The 365-nt window shown below is 47.7% G+C and carries 1 protein-coding gene; it reads right to left on the reverse strand.

Annotated features, from left to right (window positions below; translation table 11 throughout):
• Window positions 1-365: hypothetical protein (locus F8C76_RS18805; protein ID WP_170284075.1), on the reverse strand; the 365-nt coding region annotated here is incomplete at both ends.

The raw sequence follows: 365 nt of genomic DNA on the forward strand, positions 1-365 counted from the left end.
AGATTACTGGCATATAGTGAGTTTCAGGAACCCATTCTTCATCGGAGAGATATTCTCCTGTTTCAAGAGATTCCTCCCACTCATCGGTGTAGTTGGGTTCAAATCCATCATCAGTGTCGCTGGACTCGTATCCATCAATGGAGAATCCAACCACTGAATTGCAAGAGTACGATGCCCCCTGCGTGGCTTCTTCTTTGAATTGAGGAGGCATGAAATCACTGAGAGTGAACTTTCTTACCCCCTTTGAAGTCTCTGGAAGGGACGTTTCTGTTGCCCCCAGTGAAGCGGTAGAGGAGGACTCTGCCTTTTCACGGACTTCTTGTTTTGGCTGGGTCTTCTCTTGCCGTTTGAGCTTGAGGAGATGT

It is taken from the genome of Flagellimonas olearia, from assembly GCF_009184425.1.
In the GTDB taxonomy this organism is placed as follows: domain Bacteria; phylum Bacteroidota; class Bacteroidia; order Flavobacteriales; family Flavobacteriaceae; genus Flagellimonas; species Flagellimonas olearia.